Source organism: Enterobacter sp. MGH 4, assembly GCF_000534735.1.
GTDB classification, from domain to species: Bacteria; Pseudomonadota; Gammaproteobacteria; order Enterobacterales; family Enterobacteriaceae; genus Enterobacter; species Enterobacter intestinihominis.
Genome location: NZ_KI973289.1, coordinates 221,446 through 239,764 on the forward strand (window position 1 = coordinate 221,446; position 18,319 = coordinate 239,764).

Sequence of the window (18,319 nt, forward strand, 5' to 3'; positions counted from 1 at the left end):
TATGATGGCTGAGAACAAATTAAACGTAATTGATTTGCACAAGCGCTACGGCGAACATGAAGTGCTGAAAGGGGTGTCGCTGGAGGCTAACGCGGGCGACGTGATCAGTATTATCGGCTCATCAGGTTCGGGTAAAAGTACCTTCCTGCGCTGCATCAACTTCCTCGAAAAGCCGAGCGAAGGATCGATTGTGGTGAGCGGACAGAACATCAACATGGTCCGTGATAAAGACGGTCAGCTTAAAGTGGCGGATAAAAATCAGCTGCGCCTGCTGCGTACGCGTCTGACAATGGTATTCCAGCACTTCAATCTCTGGAGCCACATGACGGTGCTGGAGAACGTGATGGAAGCGCCGGTTCAGGTGCTCGGCTTAAGCAAGCAGGAAGCCCGCGAGCGTGCGGTGAAATACCTGGCGAAAGTGGGGATCGACGAGCGGCAGCAGATCAAATATCCGGTGCACCTGTCAGGGGGACAGCAGCAGCGTGTTTCCATCGCCCGCGCGCTGGCGATGGAGCCGGAAGTATTGCTGTTTGACGAACCGACTTCCGCGCTGGACCCGGAACTCGTTGGCGAAGTGCTGCGCATCATGCAGAAGCTGGCGGAAGAGGGTAAAACGATGGTGGTGGTGACGCACGAGATGGGCTTTGCCCGTAACGTTTCTAACCACGTTATCTTCCTGCATCAGGGCAAGATTGAGGAGCAGGGGCATCCGGACGAGGTGCTGGCGAACCCGCAAAGCCCGCGTTTGCAGCAGTTCCTGAAAGGCTCGTTGAAGTAGGTTTGGCCTTTCTCCCTCTCCCTGTGGGAGGGGGCCGGGGTGAGGGCATCAGGCCGCAGAGCCGCCCAATTGCCCGGTGGCGCTTCGCTTTCCGGGCCTACAAAAACCGTAGCCCGGGCAAACGCAGTGTCGCCCGGCATTCAACACTCCAGCCGATACACCCAGTCGTCGTACCGTACGCCGTTAATCTCGTACGCCTTCTCCAGCACCTGCGTGCGCACAAAACCCGCTTTCTCAAGGACCCGCACCGACCCGACGTTATCCGCCAGCACGTACGCGTTTATCGCCTTCACGCCCGTCTGGTTAAATGCATACTCGCACACCGCGTGCAGCGCCTCGCTGGCAATGCCTTTTCCCTGCGCGGCAGGCACAACCGTGTAGCCAATATCCGCCTCTTCACGGTTCGCCGCACTGATTTGCAGGCCGATATCCCCGAGCGGCGTAACGTCGTTATGCAGACGGATCACAAAGACATGCTCCGCCATCAGGCGCGCGGCAAATACGCGGCGCGTCTCTTTTTCCGGTGTAATAGCGGCCATATAGCGCATGATGGCGGGGTCTTCGCGCAGAGAGCGGAAGAATGCCCAGTCAGAAGGTTCGAAAGGGGTGAGGTTAAGCCGGGTTGTGGTGATGGTTGCCATAGTTACGCCATATCATCCAGACATGGCGTATAACTCTAACATATTCACTGCACCACATCCCCCAGCGCCTCTTCCAGGTCATACCAGCGGAACGTAAACCCGGCCGCTTCCAGCCGTTTTGGCAGCGCGCGCTGCCCGCCCAGTACCAGCACCGAAGACTCACCCATCAGCAGACGAATCGCCGTCGCAGGCACGCGCAGCACCGCCGGGCGATGCAGGGCATGACCCAGGGCATGAGCAAATTGCTCATTACGTACCGGATACGGAGACACCATGTTAAACGGCCCGCGCAGGTCGTTATCCAGCAGCCAGAGAATACCGTTGACCATATCGTCGATATGGATCCACGCCAGATACTGACGACCGTTGCCGATGGGCCCGCCAAGCCCCATTTTAAACGGCGGCAGCATTTTACCGAGAATACCGCCCTTCGGCGCAAGCACCACGCCGGTGCGCAGCAGGCAGACGCGGGTGTTATCGCTCTGCGCCCCGCAGGCGATGCGCTCCCACTGGGCGCAGAGTTTATGGGTAAACTCGTTGTGCGGCGGCTCTTCTTCGGTCACCACCACTTCACCGAGATCGCCATAATAGCCTGTTGCAGAGCCAGAAATCAGCACCGAGGGCGGCATCTCGCTGTTTCGAATCAGCTCAACCAGCTTTTCAGTCATGTTCCAGCGGCTGCTGCATAAACGCTGTTTTTGCTCTTCGGTCCAGCGTTTATCAGCGATAGGCTCGCCTGCGAGGTTGATGACGGCGTCAAAGCCGTTCAGATCCTGCCGTTCCGCCAGGCCTTTCCAGATCTCAACGCCGGTGCCCAGCACCTGGCGCGCTTTCTCCGGGCTGCGCGTGACCACGGTAATGTCGTGATGCAACGCCTGCAAACGTGGAATGAGATGGCGACCAATCAGCCCCGTACCGCCGGTGAGCAGGATCTTCATACAACCTCCAGGTTTACGCCTGGCGCTGCCAGCTTAACGTCATGGAGACGGAGTCGGCGTAGCGCAGGGCGTGAAGTTTATCGATCTCCACTTCAGCATAAGTGACCCAGTGGTGTTCGCGTGCGATGTCGAGCACATCCTGAGTTAATTTTTCCAGTAGCGCAAAACGGTTGTTCTCAACGTACTGGATGATGCTTTTGGTGATCGTGCGATAGTTCAGCGCGTCATTGATGTCTTCGCTGGCGCGCGCCTTGTCTGCCGGGTAATGGATCACGACATTCACCACGATATCCTGGCGATTCGCGATCTCCTCCTCTTTGATACCAATGAATGTACGTAAGCGTAGGTTTTTTATACGAATAATAGCGTCATGCTGGGACATTGCAGGTCTTCTCCGTGTCAGTATTTTTACCTCATCATACATGAGGAGAACACCTGCACCCAACGGGGCACAGGCTCAAATCTGATGGATTTTTTGCATGGCGCGTTCGGTTGCCGGGCGGGTCCGGATGCGCTCAAACCAGTTGTTCACCGCCGGATAAGTGGCCAGGTCGATCCGGTGGCGTTCATGGGTGTTAATCCACGGCCAGCAGGCGATATCTGCGATGCTGTAATGCTCACCTCCCAGCCACGGTGATTTTTCCAGCCGACGGTTCAGGACTCCGTACAGGCGCTGGGTTTCGACCTGATATCGCTCAATGGCGTAAGGGATCGTTTGCGGCGCATAGGCGGTAAAGTGATGATTCTGCCCCAGCATCGGCCCCAGGCCGCTCGACTGCCAGAATAACCATTGCAGCGTGTGATGACGCTCGCGCAACTCCCCGCTCAGGAGCTTGCCGGTTTTCTCTGCCAAATAAAGCAAAATCTCTCCGGACTCAAACAGGCTTAACGGTTTGCCCCCGTCAGAAGGCAGGTTATCAATGATGGCCGGAATTTTATTGTTGGGCGAGATGGCCAGAAAAACGGGGCGGAACTGATCGCCTTTGCTGATATCCACGCGAATGATCCGGTAGTCCAGTTCGGCTTCTTCAAGAAAGAGGGTGATCTTATGGCCATTAGGGGTGGGGGCATAATAGAGATCTATCATTCTCAACTCCTGTCAGTGCGAATAGTGTTGCCATGAAAAATCAGTATAGGTGCTTGTTGTAAATCGTGAGTTTTCATCAAGTGACAGCGAGGCAAAGAGATTATATGTTGAGTGAAAACCGATCAGCCGATGAGGATGTTATGAGCCAGCCTGTAATAACGTTGTGGTCCGATGCGAACTTTTTTTCTCCTTATGTCATGAGCGTTTATGTGGCGCTGGCAGAAAAGGGGCTAACTTTTAGTCTGAAAACCGTTGACCTGGACAGCGGCGAACATCTGAAGCCTCAGTGGCAGGGCTACGCGCTCACCCGCCGTGTCCCTGTGCTGGAGATTGACGGTTTTGAGTTGAGTGAATCCTCAGCGATTGACGAGTACCTTGAAGACCGCTTTGCCCCACCAGAGTGGGAACGCATCTATCCTCACGATCTGCAAAAGCGCGCCCGCGCCCGCCAGATCCAGGCGTGGCTGCGTAGCGACCTGGTGCCGATTCGCACAGAACGCTCCACGGACGTGGTGTTCGCTGGCGTCAAAAAGCCCGCCCTCAGCGAGGAAGGCTTATCCAGCGCCCGGAAGCTGATTGATACCGCGTCATCGCTGCTGTCACAGGGTAACCCAAACCTGTTTGGCGAGTGGTGTATTGCCGACACCGATCTGGCGCTGATGCTCAATCGCCTGATCCTCAACGGCGATGACGTCCCACAGCTGCTGGTGGATTACGCCACCTTCCAGTGGCAACGCGCGTCGGTACAGCGCTATCTGGCACTCTCTGCTAAGCGCGCGGGCTGATAAGACGGGGCGCTTGAGGTATGATAGGGGCAGTCTGAATTCCCGAGGAGTAACTGATGAAACTGATGTTTGCGTCGGATATTCATGGATCGCTGCCCGCGACCGAACGCGTGTTATCTCTGTTTGCCCAAAGCGGGGCGCAATGGCTGGTGATCCTGGGCGATGTGTTAAACCACGGCCCACGCAATGCGTTGCCGGAAGGCTATGCTCCCGCGCAGGTGGCGGAAAAACTTAATCATTTTGCCTCGCGCATTATCGCCGTTCGCGGCAACTGCGACAGCGAAGTTGACCAGATGCTGCTGCAATTTCCCATCACCGCTCCCTGGCAACAGGTGTTGATGGAAAACAGCCGTTTGTTCCTGACCCACGGGCACCTGTTCGGCCCGGATAACCTGCCGTCACTCGCCGCTGGCGATGTCCTGGTTTATGGTCATACTCATATTCCGGTGGCGGAAAAACGCGGGGCGTTTTACCACTTTAACCCCGGGTCTGTCAGCATTCCTAAAGGCGGTAACCCGGCAAGCTACGGCATGTATGAAGACGGGACATTAAGCGTTATCGCACTTAATGATCAGCAAGTTATTGCGCAGATAGCGATTAATCCGTAAGTTACACCACAACTGCAAACGCGCCGAAAGAGCGCTTAGACGAGAAGGTTTCCCGATGGTGGAGCAGAATCATTTGGCAAGTACTGAGTGGGTTGACATTGTCAGCGAAGAGAATGAAGTGATCGCGCAGGCCAGCCGCGAACAAATGCGTGCGGAGCGTCTGCGTCACCGCGCGACTTACATCGTTGTTCATGACGGCATGGGCAAGATTCTGGTCCAGCGTCGCACCGACACCAAAGATTTTCTTCCTGGTATGCTGGATGCCACAGCGGGTGGCGTCGTGCAGGCCGATGAAGTATTGCTGGATTCCGCGCGTCGTGAAGCGGAAGAAGAGTTAGGTATCGCTGGCGTGCCGTTTGCCGAGCACGGACAGTTTTATTTCGAAGATGAGCATTGTCGCGTCTGGGGCGGGCTGTTTAGCTGCGTTTCCCACGGACCTTTCGCCTTGCAGGAAGAGGAAGTGAGCGAAGTGTGCTGGATGACGCCGGAAGAGATCACCGCGCGTTGCGACGAATTCACGCCGGATTCCCTTAAAGCACTGGCGCTGTGGATGACCCGCAACGCCAAAAACGAATCCGCTAAACCGGAAAATAAGGCGGAAAAAGAGGAAGAGGCTGAGTAAGCCTTAACAGCTTTCCCGCAGACACAGGCTGGACGCGATGGGTTTATGGTCGCGCCAGTCTCCGTCATTCAGACGTTCCAGTAACGCTTTCCCGGCTTCAATCCCAATCTTGCGATGCGGTACTGCCATCGTCGTCAGCGGCGGCTGACAGACGCGGCTGACGTCGCTGTCGCCAAAGCCCACGACCGCTAAATCGTCCGGCACCTTGATGCGCCGACGCTGGCACTCATATAGCGCGCCGCAGGCCAGTTCATCTGATACGCACACCAGCGCATCCAGCTCCGGCCACGCCAGCAGAAACTCCGGCAATTGTGCCGCACCGGTGGAAAAGCTCGGCGGCATGGCGGCATTAATCACTCTGTTTGGCGACAGGTGGTGGCGCAGCATCGCCTTGTACCAGCCCTGCAAATGCTGCTGAAAAATCCACTGCTCCTGGTTAGCGCACAGCAGGCCGATATTCTGGTAGCCGCGCTGAATCACCATTTCGGTAAGTTCATACATGGCGGCGACGTTATCAATCCCGATATTCATATCAATAGGATCGGCACGCATTGCACCCATTTCCATCACCGGGATAGAGGCGTTTTTTAGCCAGTGTCGCACGGTATCGGAGTGCTCGACGCTGAGCAGTATCGCCGCGGCGATGTTCGAGGCCAGCAGCGTTTCAAGCAGTTTCTCTTCCTGTTCAAGACGATGCTGAGATTCCGCCAGCATAATCTGATATCCGGCTGGCTGGAGCACCTGCTGTAGCCCGGCGAACATCTCGGAACAGCCAGCTTCGGAAAGATTGGGTACAACCATCGCAATCGTCCATGACGATGCCGATGCCAGTGCGCTGGCGGCAAGATTGGGCATGTAACCCAGCTCCTGCACCGCGGCTTCAATTTTTTCACGCAGTTTATCGGAAACCTGTTCGGGCGTGCGGAGGGCACGGGAAACAGTCATCGTGCCTACGCCGGCAAGCTGCGCGACATCCGCGAGCGTTACTTTTCCGGTACTGCGCCGTTTTCGGGTTAAAGACATACATCTTCCTGCTGACAGGACGCGATTTAGTTTCATCCTTCATTTTACGTGACAGGCAGTATACGCCTTAAATCCCTTTTTTTGCTGTGATTTCGCACCAGGATAGCAATTTGATAGCGCTATCACAGTTCTGCATGTTAGTAGTTGGTAGCGCTATCTTTGTGATCGCGATCGCAGTCATTAATTGATGGGTTGAATAGAGTTTGCCCATGTCTGGTCTTTAGCGGGAGTGAAAAATGCTCAAAAAGTGGATATATGATACAACCATCATCCTACAGGATAGCGTTGAAAGCTGGCCCCAGGCGCTGGAACTGTGCGCGAAACCGCTGCTGGATTTGCAGGTCATTGCGCCGGAATATGTCACGGCTATCATTGAGCAGCATCACAGGTTAGGTCCCTACTATGTGCTGGCTCCTGGGCTGGCAATGCCACATGCGCGACCGGAAGAAGGGGCGAAAGGACTTGGCCTGTCATTATTAAAACTGAAACAGGGCGTCTCATTTGGTGCTGGTGAGTTTGACCCCGTCGATGTGATTGTGATGCTGGCGGCGCCGGACAAACATAGCCATATCGAAATGATCTCCGCCTTAGCAGAATTATTTTCCAGCGACGAATATATGGCTGAATTACATCGGGCGAATACGCTGGAGGAGATAAAAACCGTTATCAATCGCTTCTGATTTAATTATTTAATCCGATTCATCTCAACATTACGCGTCAGCGTGATGGGGCGTACTCTACTCAAAAAAGGGGATAACAATGAAAATTATGGCTATTTGCGGCTCCGGCCTGGGCAGCAGTTTTATGGTCGAAATGAATATTAAAAAGGTGCTCAAAAAACTGGAAATTGAGGCAGAGGTTGAACACTCCGATCTCTCCTCGGCCACGCCGGGCGCGGCGGACCTGTTTGTAATGGCGAAAGACATTGCCGCCAGCGCCAGCGTGCCGGAAAGCCAGCTGGTGGTGATCAACAATATTATCGATATCAACGAACTCGAAGCGCAGCTGCGCGCCTGGTTCGAAAGACAATAATCCTGAAAAGGCGAGGTGGATATGTTTATCCTTGAAACGCTGAATTTCGTTGTTGATATTTTAAAAGTCCCTTCAGTCCTGGTCGGGTTAATTGCCCTGATTGGTCTGGTGGCGCAGAAAAAAGCCTTTTCAGATGTGGTAAAAGGCACAATTAAAACCATTCTCGGCTTTATTGTACTGGGCGGCGGCGCAACCGTGCTGGTGGGCTCTTTAAATCCGCTCGGCGGTATGTTTGAGCACGCCTTTAATATTCAGGGCATTATTCCCAACAATGAAGCTATTGTGTCAATTGCCCTGGAAAAATATGGTGCCTCCACCGCGCTCATTATGGCTTTCGGGATGGTGGCGAATATTATTGTCGCGCGCTTTACCCGCCTGAAGTACATCTTCCTGACCGGGCATCACACCTTCTACATGGCGTGCATGATTGGCGTGATCCTGACGGTCGCAGGCTTCGAAGGGGTAGGGCTGGTCTTCACCGGTTCGTTGATCCTCGGCCTGATTATGGCCTTCTTCCCGGCGATTGCGCAACGCTATATGAAGCGTATTACCGGCAACGATGAGATCGCCTTCGGTCATTTCGGCACGCTGGGCTACGTGCTGTCCGGCTGGATTGGCAGCAAGGTCGGTAAAGGCTCGCGCTCCACCGAAGAGATGAACCTGCCGAAGAACCTCAGCTTCCTGCGCGACAGTTCGATCTCCATCTCACTGACCATGATGATTATCTACCTGATTATGGCGGTGAGCGCCGGGCGTGAGTACGTGGAGGCCACCTTCAGCGGCGGCCAGAACTACCTGGTGTACGCCATCATTATGGCCATCACCTTCGCGGCAGGCGTGTTTATCATCTTGCAGGGTGTGCGCCTGATTCTGGCGGAAATTGTCCCGGCCTTTACCGGCTTCTCGGAAAAACTGGTGCCCAATGCGCGACCTGCGCTGGACTGCCCGGTGGTCTACCCGTATGCGCCAAACGCGGTGCTGATTGGCTTCCTGTTCAGCTTCCTCGGCGGGATTGTAGGCTTGTTCATCTGCGGTCAGTTTAGCTGGGTGCTGATCCTGCCGGGCGTCGTGCCGCATTTCTTCACCGGTGCAACGGCGGGCGTGTTTGGGAACGCCACCGGCGGACGTCGCGGGGCGATGATTGGCGCCTTTGCTAACGGCCTGCTGATCACCTTCCTGCCGGTCCTGCTGCTGCCTGTTCTGGGCGCGATTGGCTTTGCGAATACGACCTTCTCGGACGCCGACTTTGGCGCCGTCGGGATTGTGCTCGGCAACCTGGCGCGCTTCCTGTCGCCGCTTGCCATCACCGGACTGGTTGTTGTGTTGTTTGCGCTGCTGGTGGCCTACAACGTCTTCGCTAAAAACAAACCTGCAAGCGGTAACGCGCAGGAAAACCCCGGAGCCAAATCATGAATGAGAATGAAATAACCGAACTGGCGCGTCAGATCCGCCTTGAGACGCTGAAATCCCTGACGCAGCTGGGTTTTGGTCACTACGGCGGCAGCATGTCAGTCGTTGAAACGCTGGCCATTCTGTACGGCGCGGTGATGAAAATAGACCCGGCCGATCCGGACTGGCCAGAGCGCGATTACTTTGTGCTGTCGAAGGGACATGCGGGCCCGGCGCTGTACAGCACGCTGGCGATTAAGGGCTACTTCCCGATTGAAGAGCTGAGCACGCTAAACCAGAACGGAACGCGTCTGCCAAGCCACCCGGATCGCCTGAAAACACGCGGCGTGGATGCCACCACCGGATCGCTGGGGCAGGGGATCTCCATTGCAGGCGGCATGGCGCTGTCGCACAAGCTGGCAGAAAGGCCAAACCGGGTGTTTTGCATCGTTGGCGATGGGGAGCTGAACGAAGGGCAGTGCTGGGAAGCCTTCCAGTTTATTGCTCACCATCGACTGAACAATCTGACGGTGTTCGTGGACTGGAACAAACAGCAGCTCGACGGCGAGCTGGACGAAATCATCAGCGCCTTCGATCTGGAAGGCAAATTCCGGGCCTTTGGTTTTGACGTGGTGACGGTGAAAGGGGACGACATTCCGGCGCTGCTGGAGGTGACCGCGCCGATCCCTGCGACCGATGCGCGTCCGCGGGTGGTGATCCTCGACAGCATCAAAGGGCAGGGGGTGCCATACCTGGAACAGCTCAGCAACTCGCATCACCTGCGATTAACTGAGGAGAGCAAAGCGGCGCTCAACGAGACGATTCGCCAACTGGAGGCTTCACATGATTAAGGTTGCACCGACAGGACAGAAAGATTCGGTTGAGATGCGTAAGGTCTATGCGGGTTTTGTGGCAAAACAGATTGAGGCCGGGAGCGAGATTATTGCGCTCGAAGCGGATCTGATGAGTTCGATGGCGATGGACGGCGTAGCGCGTGATTATCCACAGCACGTCATCAACTGCGGCATTATGGAGGCCAACGTGATTGGGACGGCCGCCGGGCTGTCGCTCACCGGACGTAAGCCGTTCGTCCATACCTTTACCGCCTTTGCCAGCCGTCGCTGCTTCGACCAGCTGTTTATGTCCCTGGACTACCAGCGCAATAATGTGAAGGTGATTGCCTCGGATGCGGGCGTGACGGCCTGCCACAACGGCGGGACGCATATGTCGTTTGAGGATATGGGCATCGTGCGCGGTCTGGCGCATTCAGTAGTGCTGGAGGTGACCGATGCGGTGATGTTCGAAGATGTGCTGCGTCAGCTTATCGACCTGGAAGGCTTCTACTGGGTGCGGACCATCCGTAAACAGGCGCCGAGCGTCTATGCCCCGGGGTCAACCTTCACCATCGGCAAGGGCAACGTGCTGCGCGAGGGAATCGATATTACCCTGATTGCTAACGGCATTATGGTGGCGGAAGCGCTGGAGGCGGCGCGCCAGCTGGAGCAGGAGGGGGTAAGCGCAGCGGTCATCGACATGTTTACCCTGAAGCCCATCGATCGGATGCTGGTGAAAAATTATGCCGAGAAAACCAGGCGTATTGTGACCTGCGAAAACCACAGCATTCACAACGGGCTGGGGTCGGCGGTGGCGGAAGTGCTGGTGGAAACCTGTCCGGTGCCGATGCGGCGGGTTGGGGTGAAGGAGCGTTACGGTCAGGTAGGCACGCAGGACTTCCTGCAGAAGGAGTATGGCCTGACGGCACATGACATTGTGTCGGCGGCGCGTGAGTTGCTGTAATAAAAAAGGCGACCCGTTGAGTGGTCGCCTTTTTTTGCCGGATGGCGCTTCGCTTATCCGGCCTACAAAACCCTGGGCCCGGTAAGCGCTAGCGCCACCGGGCTTTTTAGCTTACTGCTGCTGCGAAGACTGGATCGCCGTCAGCGCGATGGTGTAGACGATATCGTCAACCAGCGCACCACGAGACAGGTCGTTCACAGGCTTGCGCATACCTTGCAGCATTGGCCCGATGGAGATCAGGTCTGCTGAACGCTGTACCGCTTTATAGGTGGTGTTACCGGTGTTCAGATCCGGGAAGATGAACACGGTAGCGCGACCTGCAACCGGCGAGTTAGGCGCTTTAGATTTCGCAACGTCAGCCATTACCGCGGCATCGTACTGGAGCGGGCCGTCGATCATCAGATCCGGACGTTTTTCCTGCGCAATGCGGGTTGCTTCACGGACTTTCTCTACGTCGCTGCCTGCACCAGAAGTACCGGTGGAGTAGGAGAGCATCGCGACGCGCGGTTCGATACCGAAGGCAGTCGCGGAGTCCGCAGACTGGATAGCGATTTCTGCCAGCTGCTCTGCGGTTGGGTCCGGGTTGATCGCGCAGTCGCCATAAACGTAAACCTGTTCAGGCAGCAGCATGAAGAACACGGAGGAGACCAGAGAGCTGCCCGGTGCGGTTTTGATCAGCTGCAACGGTGGACGGATGGTGTTCGCGGTGGTGTGAACCGCACCGGAAACCAGGCCGTCAACTTCGTCCTGCTCCAGCATCAGCGTACCCAGCACGACGTTGTCTTCCAGCTGCTCGCGCGCAACGGCTTCGGTCATGCCCTTGTTCTTACGCAGCTCAACCAGGCGGGCAACGTAGCTTTCGCGAACCACTTCCGGGTCAACGATCTCAATGCCAGCGCCCAGCTCAACGCCCTGAGACGCCGCAACGCGGTTGATCTCATCCGGGTTACCCAGCAGCACACAGGTCGCGATACCGCGCTCTGCACAGATGGCCGCCGCTTTAACGGTACGTGGTTCGTCACCTTCTGGCAGAACCACGCGTTTGCCCGCTTTACGCGCCAGCTCGGTCAGCTGGTAACGGAAGGCTGGAGGAGACAGACGACGGCTGCGCTCGGACGTCGCCGTCAGGGATTCAATCCAGTCTGCGTTGATGTAGCCCGCAACGTATTCCTGAACTTTCTCGATACGCTCGTGGTCATCAACCGGCACTTCGAGGTTGAAGCTTTGCAGGCTCAGGGAGGTCTGCCAGGTGTTGGTGTTCACCATGAAGACTGGCAGGCCAGTGGCGAACGCACGTTCGCACAGCTTGCTGACGCGCGGGTCCATCTCGTAGGCACCGGTCAGCAGGATCGCACCGATTTCCACGCCGTTCATCGCAGCCAGGCACGCTGCAACCAGCACGTCTGGACGGTCAGCAGAGGTCACCAGCAGGGAACCTGCGCGGAAGTGTTCCAGCATGTGCGGAATGCTGCGCGCGCAGAAGGTCACGGACTTCACGCGGCGGGTGTTGATATCGCCTTCGTTAACGATGGTGGCATTCAGGTGACGCGCCATATCGATTGCACGGGTGGCAATCAGATCGAAGCTCCATGGCACCGCACCCAGCACCGGCAGTGGGCTGGAATCCTGCAGCTTAGCCGGGTCAACTTTGATGACTTTCGCTTTGGAAGAGTCGTCGAAGATTTCGGACAGGTCAGGACGCGTACGGCCCTGCTCATCTACTGGCGCGTTCAGCTTGTTAACAATCACGCCGGTGATGCTGGTGTTTTTCGCACCGCCGAAGCTGCTGCGCGTCAGTTCGATACGCTCTTTCAGCTGCTCTGGGGTGTCCGTGCCCTGAGACATCACGAAAACAATCTCTGCGTTCAGGGTTTTCGCGATTTCAAAGTTCAGAGACTGGGCAAACTGGTGTTTACGGGTCGGGACCAGGCCTTCAACCAGCACCACTTCAGCGTCCTGCGCGTTTGCGTGGTAGTTGGCGATGATCTCTTCCATCAGCACGTCTTTCTGGTTGCTGGAGAGCAGAGATTCAACGTGGCTCATCTTCAGCGGTTCAGCCGCTGGCAGATTGGAGTTCTTACGAACGATGGAGGTGGTCTGGTCTGGCGCATCGCCACCGGCACGTGGCTGGGCGATAGGCTTAAAGACACTCAGACGAACGCCTTTGCGTTCCATAGCGCGGATCACGCCGAGGCTGACGCTGGTCAGGCCGACGCTGGTTCCGGTAGGGATCAGCATAATAGTACGGGACACGGTTTATCCTCTTTCGTTACCGCCGCGTTGGGCGGGCTACAAAACAGCACCGCCAGCATTGCTGGCGGTGTGGAATCAGGCAGTCAGGCGGCACGCGTCTTGCGCGATGACCAGCTCTTCGTTAGTTGGGATAACGATAGCCGGGCGGGTGCCTTCTTTGTTGATGAAGCCAGACTTGCCGAAGCGGGCAGCCAGGTTACGCTCGTGATCGACTTCGAAGCCCAGTACGCCCAGTTTGCCCAGGGACAGCTCACGTACCATTGCCGCGTTCTCACCGATGCCGCCGGTGAAGATAACCGCGTCCAGACGACCGTCCATCAGCGCGGTGTAAGAACCGATGTACTTCGCCAGACGGTGGCAATAAACGTCCATTGCACGTTTAGCGTCAGCTTTTTCTGCGTAGTTGTCTTCAACGTAACGGCAGTCGCTGGTGACTTCGGTCAGACCCAGCAGGCCAGACTCTTTGGTCAGCATTTTGTTGATGTCGTCAACGCTCATGCCCAGGGTGTCGTGCAGGTGGAAGATGATCGCCGGGTCGATATCACCGGAACGGGTACCCATCACCAGACCTTCCAGCGGGGTCAGACCCATAGAGGTGTCAACACACTTACCGTTGCGGATAGCAGAAACAGAACCACCGTTGCCCAGGTGGCAGGTGATGATGTTGACTTCTTCAACCGGCTTGTTCAGTACTTTTGCGGCTTCCTGAGTCACATAGAAGTGGCTGGTGCCGTGTGCGCCGTAGCGACGTACGCCGTGCTCTTTGTACAGGCTGTATGGCAGGGCATAGAGGTAAGACTCTTCCGGCATGGTCTGATGGAACGCGGTGTCAAACACGGCCACGTTTTTATCTTTCAGATTCGGGAAGGATTTCAGTGCTTCAGCGATACCGATCAGGTGAGCCGGGTTATGCAGCGGTGCGAAAGACGCAGAGTCTTTGATGCCCTGGATCACAGAGTCGTCGATTACCACGGAGCTGGTGTATTTTTCGCCGCCGTGGACGATACGGTGACCAATCGCAGTCAGCTGAGCAGACAGTTCTGGTTTTTGTGCCAGAATAGTGTTAACGATAAAGTTCAGCGCTTCACTGTGAGCGGCGCCTGCACCTAAAGCCGCTTCTTGTTTGCTGCCGTCCATCTTCCACTTGATACGTGCTTCAGGCAGATGGAAACATTCGGCCAAACCAGAGAGGTACTCATCACCGTTGAGCGCATCGATGATGGCGAATTTCAGTGAAGAGCTACCGCAGTTCAGAACCAGTACTAACTTACTCGACATGGAAGTACCTATAATTGATACGTGGCTAAAAAAACGTCAATGAGTCTAAAGCGTAACGCATGCTGACTCAGACATTTATGATTAACATCATGCCAAACGAACATTCTGGCAGGATGGAAGAAATACCTATGATTTTAAGCCATATTGAACATTTTTCAGACAATGGCATAATATGCGATAATTTGACGAGTTAACGCTTCTCGTCTACGGCCTATCAGGCTGGCACAGGATACCCGATACGGGGTAGCGATGACAAAATATTTTGAACGTTGTCATAGCCTGTTGTGGTTTTGCACGAAAATTTTAATTTTTATATGTGAAGTTGAGGTACAGCCATGTCAACACCTGAAATCCCGTCCGTGAACTTTTTTAGTCTGTTTCGTCGGGGACAGCATTACGCAAAGACATGGCCGATGGAAAAGCGCCTCGCGCCCATGTTTATTGAAAATCGCACTATTCGCGCCACGCGCTATGCGATTCGCTTTATGCCCCCGATCGCCGTCTTTACTCTTTGCTGGCAAATTGCGCTGGGTGGACAGCTTGGACCTGCCGTCGCGACGGCGCTCTTTGCGTTAAGCCTGCCCATGCAGGGATTGTGGTGGTTAGGTAAACGTTCCGTCACGCCACTTCCGCCTTCTATTTTACACTGGTTTTATGAAGTGCGTGGAAAACTGGAGGAGGCCGGCCAGGCGCTCGCCCCGGTTGAAGGCAAGCCAGATTATCAGGCGCTGGCGGACACCCTCAAGCGCGCGTTTAAACAGCTTGATAAAACATTCCTCGATGACTTGTGATTGATCATCGAAACGACGACCAAAAGAAGGCACAGTAACAATCAGTTACCGTGTCTTTTTTTACAGTGCAATGCGCTACAGGAGTCGAAAGATGGAAATGACCCATGCTCAACGTCTGATTTTGTCTAACCAGTACAAGATGATGACTATGCTTGATCCCGATAACGCTGCGCGCTACAGCCGCCTGCAAACCATTGTTGAACGTGGTTTTGGCTTGCAGATGCGCGAACTGGATCGCGAATTTGGCGAACTGAAAGAGGAAACCTGCCGTATCGTTATCGACATCATGGAGATGTACCATGCGCTGCATGTGTCCTGGACCAATCTGAAAGACCAGCAGTCCATTGACGAGCGCCGCGTAACGTTCCTGGGCTTTGATGCCGCGACAGAAGCGCGCTATCTGAGCTATGTGCGCTTTATGGTGAACACCGAAGGGCGCTACACTCATTTTGATGCGGGTACGCACGGCTTCAACGCCCAGACCCCAATGTGGGATAAGTATCAACGTATGCTGAGCGCCTGGCACGCCTGTCCGCGTCAGTACCATTTAAGCAGCAACGAAATTCAACAAATCATTAATGCCTGACGGAGGTGCGTGTGCAGTGTAAAGGTTTTCTGTTTGATCTGGACGGTACGCTGGTGGATTCGCTGCCGGTAGTGGAGCGTTCCTGGTGTCATTGGGCCGACAGGCACGGCATTGACCATCAGGATGTACTGAATTTCATCCATGGCAAACAGGCCATTACCTCATTGCGGTACTTCCTGGCGGGACGTCCTGAGGAAGAGATTCAGGCGGAGTTCAAATATCTGGAGCAGATTGAAGCTACCGACACTGAGGGCATCACCGCGCTGCCCGGTGCGCGCGAATTGCTTGAGCATCTGAATGAAGCGCAGATCCCGTGGGCTATCGTCACCTCCGGCTCGGTTCCTGTCGCGCATGCCCGCCATAAGGCGGCCGGTTTACCGACGCCGGACGTCTTCATTACCGCTGAGCGCGTAAAGCGCGGCAAGCCCGAACCGGATGCGTTTCTGCTCGGCGCTGAACTGCTCGGCCTTGCGCCAGCGGAGTGCGTGGTGGTAGAAGACGCGGCGGCAGGCGTGCTGGCCGGGCTGAACGCCGGAAGCCACGTCATTGCCGTTAACGTCCCGGCGGGGTCCCCCCGGCTGGAGGAGGCGGATTTTGTGCTTAATACTCTGACCGCCATCGACGTCTCGAAGGCATCAGACGGCGTTGTAACCGTCTCGCTAAAAATGTAATCCCATGATATAGCCCCGCATTACCGGGGCTTTTTTATGGCAGAATTGCTTCTCCTCCACTGACAAGGACATGTTGTGAACGGTGAACTGATTTGGGTCCTGAGCCTGCTGTTAATCGCCATCATTCTTTTTGCCACGGGCAAGGTGCGCATGGATGCCGTCGCCCTGTTTGTGATTGTCGCGTTCGTTCTGAGCGGTACCCTTTCCCTGCCGGAAGCCTTTTCCGGGTTTAGCGATCCCAACGTTATTTTGATTGCCGCCCTGTTTATTATTGGCGACGGGCTGGTACGCACCGGCGTGGCGACAATGATGGGGTCGTGGCTGGTTAAAGTGGCGGGCAGCAGCGAAACCAAAATGCTGATTTACCTGATGCTGACGGTCGCCGGACTGGGTGCGTTTATGAGCTCGACGGGGGTCGTGGCCATCTTTATTCCGGTTGTGCTGAGCGTCTGCATGAGGATGCAGATCTCCCCGTCGCGGCTGATGATGCCGTTGAGCTTTGCCGGGCTCATCAGCGGCATGATGACGCTGGTCGCGACGCCGCCGAACCTCGTCGTAAACAGCGAACTGATCCGTGAGGGGCTTGAGGGGTTTAGCTTTTTCAGCGTCACGCCGATCGGGCTGGTTGTACTGGTGATGGGCATTATCTATATGCTGTTGACCCGTTTCGCGCTGAAAGGGGAGAAGCAGGACAAAGCCAAAGAGGGATGGAAGCGGCGAACTTTTCGCGATTTGATCAAAGAGTACCGTCTGACCGGGCGCGCCCGTCGGCTGGCTATCCGCCCCGGTTCGCCGATGATAGGCCAGCGGCTGGACGACCTTAAGCTACGCGAACGCTATGGCGCGAACGTCATCGGGGTTGAGCGCTGGCGTCGTTTTCGTCGGGTAATCGTTAACGTGAATGGGGTGTCAGAGTTTCGCGCGCGTGACGTCCTGCTGATTGATATGTCCACCGCGGACGTGGATCTGCGAGAGTTTTGTAGCGAGCAGCTGCTGGAGCCGATGGTGCTGCGCGGCGAGTATTTCTCCGACTGGGCGTTGGATGTGGGTATGGCCGAGGTGTCGCTGATCCCGGAATCGGAGTTATTGGGCAAAACCGTGCGCGAAATCGGCTTTCGTACCCGCTATGGCCTCAACGTGGTGGGCCTGAAGCGCGATGGCGTAGCCCTTGAAGGGGCGGTGGTGGATGAGCCGATCCTGCTGGGGGATATCTTCCTCGTGGTCGGCAACTGGAAACTGATTAGCCAGCTCGGGCAGAAAGGCCGCGATTTTGTGGTGCTGAATATGCCGATTGAAGAGAGCGACGCGTCACCGGCGCACAGCCAGGCGCCCCATGCGATTTTTTGCCTGGTGTTGATGGTCGCGTTGATGCTGACAGACGAGATCCCTAACCCGGTGGCGGCGATAATCGCCTGTCTGTTAATGGGCAAATTCCGCTGTATCGACGCCGAAAGCGCTTACAAAGCGATTCACTGGCCAAGCATCATTCTCATCGTTGGGATGATGCCCTTCGCCCTGGCGCTACAGAAAACCGGCGGGGTGGATTTGATCGTAAAAGGCTTAATGGACGCGGGCGGGGGATATGGTCCGTACCTGATGATGGTTTGCCTGTTCGTCATGTGCGCCACCATTGGTTTGTTCATCTCCAATACCGCAACGGCGGTGCTGATGGCGCCTATTGCGCTGGCGATGGCAAAATCGATGGGCGTTTCGCCCTATCCGTTTGCGATGGTGGTAGCGATGGCGGCGTCCGCGGCATTTATGACGCCGGTATCTTCCCCGGTCAATACCCTGGTGCTGGGGCCGGGAAACTATCGATTCAGCGATTTTGTAAAGCTGGGCGTGCCGTTCACCGTGCTGGTGATGCTGGTATGCGTGGTGCTGATTCCGGTGTTATTCCCGTTCTGAGAACATCGCCGGGTGGCGGCTACGCCTTACCCGGCCTACGTGATTCGTAGGCCCTGCAAGCGCAGCGCCGCTGGGCGAAAAACTACAGCGGCGAATCCTTGCTAATCTCATCCAGCGACTTCGTGAAATTGG

General features: G+C 55.8%; 20 protein-coding genes. 13 read left to right on the top strand and 7 right to left on the bottom strand.

The window, feature by feature from the left end:
• Positions 1-4: 4 nt before the first annotated feature.
• Positions 5-778, top strand: coding sequence for a histidine ABC transporter ATP-binding protein HisP (gene hisP / locus L350_RS21045; RefSeq protein ID WP_003861426.1), 774 nt, complete (start codon positions 5-7; stop codon positions 776-778).
• Positions 779-918: 140 nt separating this feature from the next.
• Here the strand turns inward: hisP and L350_RS21040 are convergent, their stop codons facing one another.
• The 4 genes from L350_RS21040 to yfcG form a co-directional block, all read right to left on the bottom strand.
• Positions 919-1,419 carry a GNAT family N-acetyltransferase gene (locus L350_RS21040; RefSeq protein ID WP_032623849.1) on the bottom strand — a complete coding sequence of 167 codons (501 nt, stop codon included), beginning with the start codon at positions 1,417-1,419 and terminating at the stop codon, positions 919-921.
• Positions 1,420-1,463: 44 nt separating this feature from the next.
• The gene (locus tag L350_RS21035; protein ID WP_032623851.1) at positions 1,464-2,357 is read right to left on the bottom strand and encodes a TIGR01777 family oxidoreductase; all 894 of its coding nucleotides are present in this window, start codon (positions 2,355-2,357) and stop codon (positions 1,464-1,466) included.
• A 13-nt stretch (positions 2,358-2,370) separates the two neighbouring features.
• Positions 2,371-2,739, bottom strand: a complete 369-nt coding sequence (gene folX / locus L350_RS21030) for a dihydroneopterin triphosphate 2'-epimerase (RefSeq protein WP_003861432.1) — start codon at positions 2,737-2,739, stop codon at positions 2,371-2,373.
• A gap of 75 nt (positions 2,740-2,814) precedes the next feature.
• Entirely contained in the window at positions 2,815-3,444 is a 630-nt protein-coding gene (yfcG, locus tag L350_RS21025) for a GSH-dependent disulfide bond oxidoreductase (RefSeq protein WP_022648841.1), read from the bottom strand.
• Between the two features lie 140 nt (positions 3,445-3,584).
• Between yfcG and yfcF the strand changes: the two genes are divergently transcribed.
• Genes yfcF through yfcD form a run of 3 tightly spaced genes read left to right on the top strand, consistent with a single transcriptional unit; the run spans position 3,585 to position 5,459 of the window.
• Positions 3,585-4,229, top strand: coding sequence for a glutathione transferase (yfcF, locus tag L350_RS21020; protein ID WP_023300634.1), 645 nt, complete (start codon positions 3,585-3,587; stop codon positions 4,227-4,229).
• A 56-nt stretch (positions 4,230-4,285) separates the two neighbouring features.
• Positions 4,286-4,837 carry a phosphodiesterase gene (gene yfcE, locus L350_RS21015; RefSeq protein ID WP_023300633.1) on the top strand — a complete coding sequence of 184 codons (552 nt, stop codon included), beginning with the start codon at positions 4,286-4,288 and terminating at the stop codon, positions 4,835-4,837.
• A gap of 55 nt (positions 4,838-4,892) precedes the next feature.
• A complete protein-coding gene (yfcD, locus tag L350_RS21010; RefSeq protein ID WP_006811396.1) occupies positions 4,893-5,459 on the top strand; it encodes an NUDIX hydrolase YfcD in 567 nt (188 codons plus the stop codon).
• A 3-nt stretch (positions 5,460-5,462) separates the two neighbouring features.
• Here the strand turns inward: yfcD and L350_RS21005 are convergent, their stop codons facing one another.
• Complete coding sequence (locus tag L350_RS21005; protein ID WP_023300631.1) at positions 5,463-6,482, bottom strand: LacI family DNA-binding transcriptional regulator; 1,020 nt, start codon at positions 6,480-6,482, stop codon at positions 5,463-5,465.
• Between the two features lie 236 nt (positions 6,483-6,718).
• Between L350_RS21005 and L350_RS21000 the strand changes: the two genes are divergently transcribed.
• The 5 genes from L350_RS21000 (at position 6,719) to L350_RS20980 (ending at position 10,700) form a co-directional block, all read left to right on the top strand.
• A complete protein-coding gene (locus L350_RS21000; RefSeq protein ID WP_032623853.1) occupies positions 6,719-7,162 on the top strand; it encodes a PTS sugar transporter subunit IIA in 444 nt (147 codons plus the stop codon).
• A 79-nt stretch (positions 7,163-7,241) separates the two neighbouring features.
• Positions 7,242-7,514: a PTS sugar transporter subunit IIB gene (locus L350_RS20995; protein ID WP_003861447.1), complete on the top strand. Its 273-nt coding sequence runs from the start codon at positions 7,242-7,244 to the stop codon at positions 7,512-7,514.
• Between the two features lie 21 nt (positions 7,515-7,535).
• Entirely contained in the window at positions 7,536-8,927 is a 1,392-nt protein-coding gene (locus tag L350_RS20990; RefSeq protein ID WP_017383437.1) for a PTS ascorbate transporter subunit IIC, read from the top strand.
• Positions 8,924-9,754, top strand: a complete 831-nt coding sequence (locus L350_RS20985; RefSeq protein ID WP_032623854.1) for a transketolase — start codon at positions 8,924-8,926, stop codon at positions 9,752-9,754. Before L350_RS20990 ends, L350_RS20985 begins: the two co-directional genes overlap by 4 nt.
• The gene (locus L350_RS20980) at positions 9,747-10,700 is read left to right on the top strand and encodes a transketolase family protein (RefSeq protein WP_032623856.1); all 954 of its coding nucleotides are present in this window, start codon (positions 9,747-9,749) and stop codon (positions 10,698-10,700) included. Before L350_RS20985 ends, L350_RS20980 begins: the two co-directional genes overlap by 8 nt.
• A gap of 111 nt (positions 10,701-10,811) precedes the next feature.
• Here L350_RS20980 and pta read toward each other — a convergent pair whose 3' ends face one another.
• Together pta and ackA are read right to left on the bottom strand one after the other, a co-directional pair.
• Positions 10,812-12,953 (bottom strand): phosphate acetyltransferase, encoded by a 2,142-nt coding sequence (pta, locus tag L350_RS20975; RefSeq protein WP_022648836.1) that lies wholly within the window; start codon positions 12,951-12,953, stop codon positions 10,812-10,814.
• A gap of 75 nt (positions 12,954-13,028) precedes the next feature.
• A complete protein-coding gene (ackA, locus tag L350_RS20970) occupies positions 13,029-14,231 on the bottom strand; it encodes an acetate kinase (RefSeq protein WP_022648835.1) in 1,203 nt (400 codons plus the stop codon).
• A gap of 335 nt (positions 14,232-14,566) precedes the next feature.
• On the opposite strand from ackA, the gene yfbV reads away from it, so the two are divergent.
• The 4 genes from yfbV (at position 14,567) to L350_RS20950 (ending at position 18,187) form a co-directional block, all read left to right on the top strand.
• Positions 14,567-15,022, top strand: coding sequence for a terminus macrodomain insulation protein YfbV (gene yfbV, locus L350_RS20965; RefSeq protein WP_003861459.1), 456 nt, complete (start codon positions 14,567-14,569; stop codon positions 15,020-15,022).
• A 91-nt stretch (positions 15,023-15,113) separates the two neighbouring features.
• Positions 15,114-15,608: a YfbU family protein gene (locus L350_RS20960; RefSeq protein WP_008502874.1), complete on the top strand. Its 495-nt coding sequence runs from the start codon at positions 15,114-15,116 to the stop codon at positions 15,606-15,608.
• Positions 15,609-15,619: 11 nt separating this feature from the next.
• Positions 15,620-16,279, top strand: coding sequence for a sugar phosphatase (locus L350_RS20955; RefSeq protein WP_032623857.1), 660 nt, complete (start codon positions 15,620-15,622; stop codon positions 16,277-16,279).
• A 75-nt stretch (positions 16,280-16,354) separates the two neighbouring features.
• Positions 16,355-18,187 carry an SLC13 family permease gene (locus L350_RS20950; protein WP_032623858.1) on the top strand — a complete coding sequence of 611 codons (1,833 nt, stop codon included), beginning with the start codon at positions 16,355-16,357 and terminating at the stop codon, positions 18,185-18,187.
• The last annotated feature ends 132 nt before the right edge of the window (positions 18,188-18,319 follow it).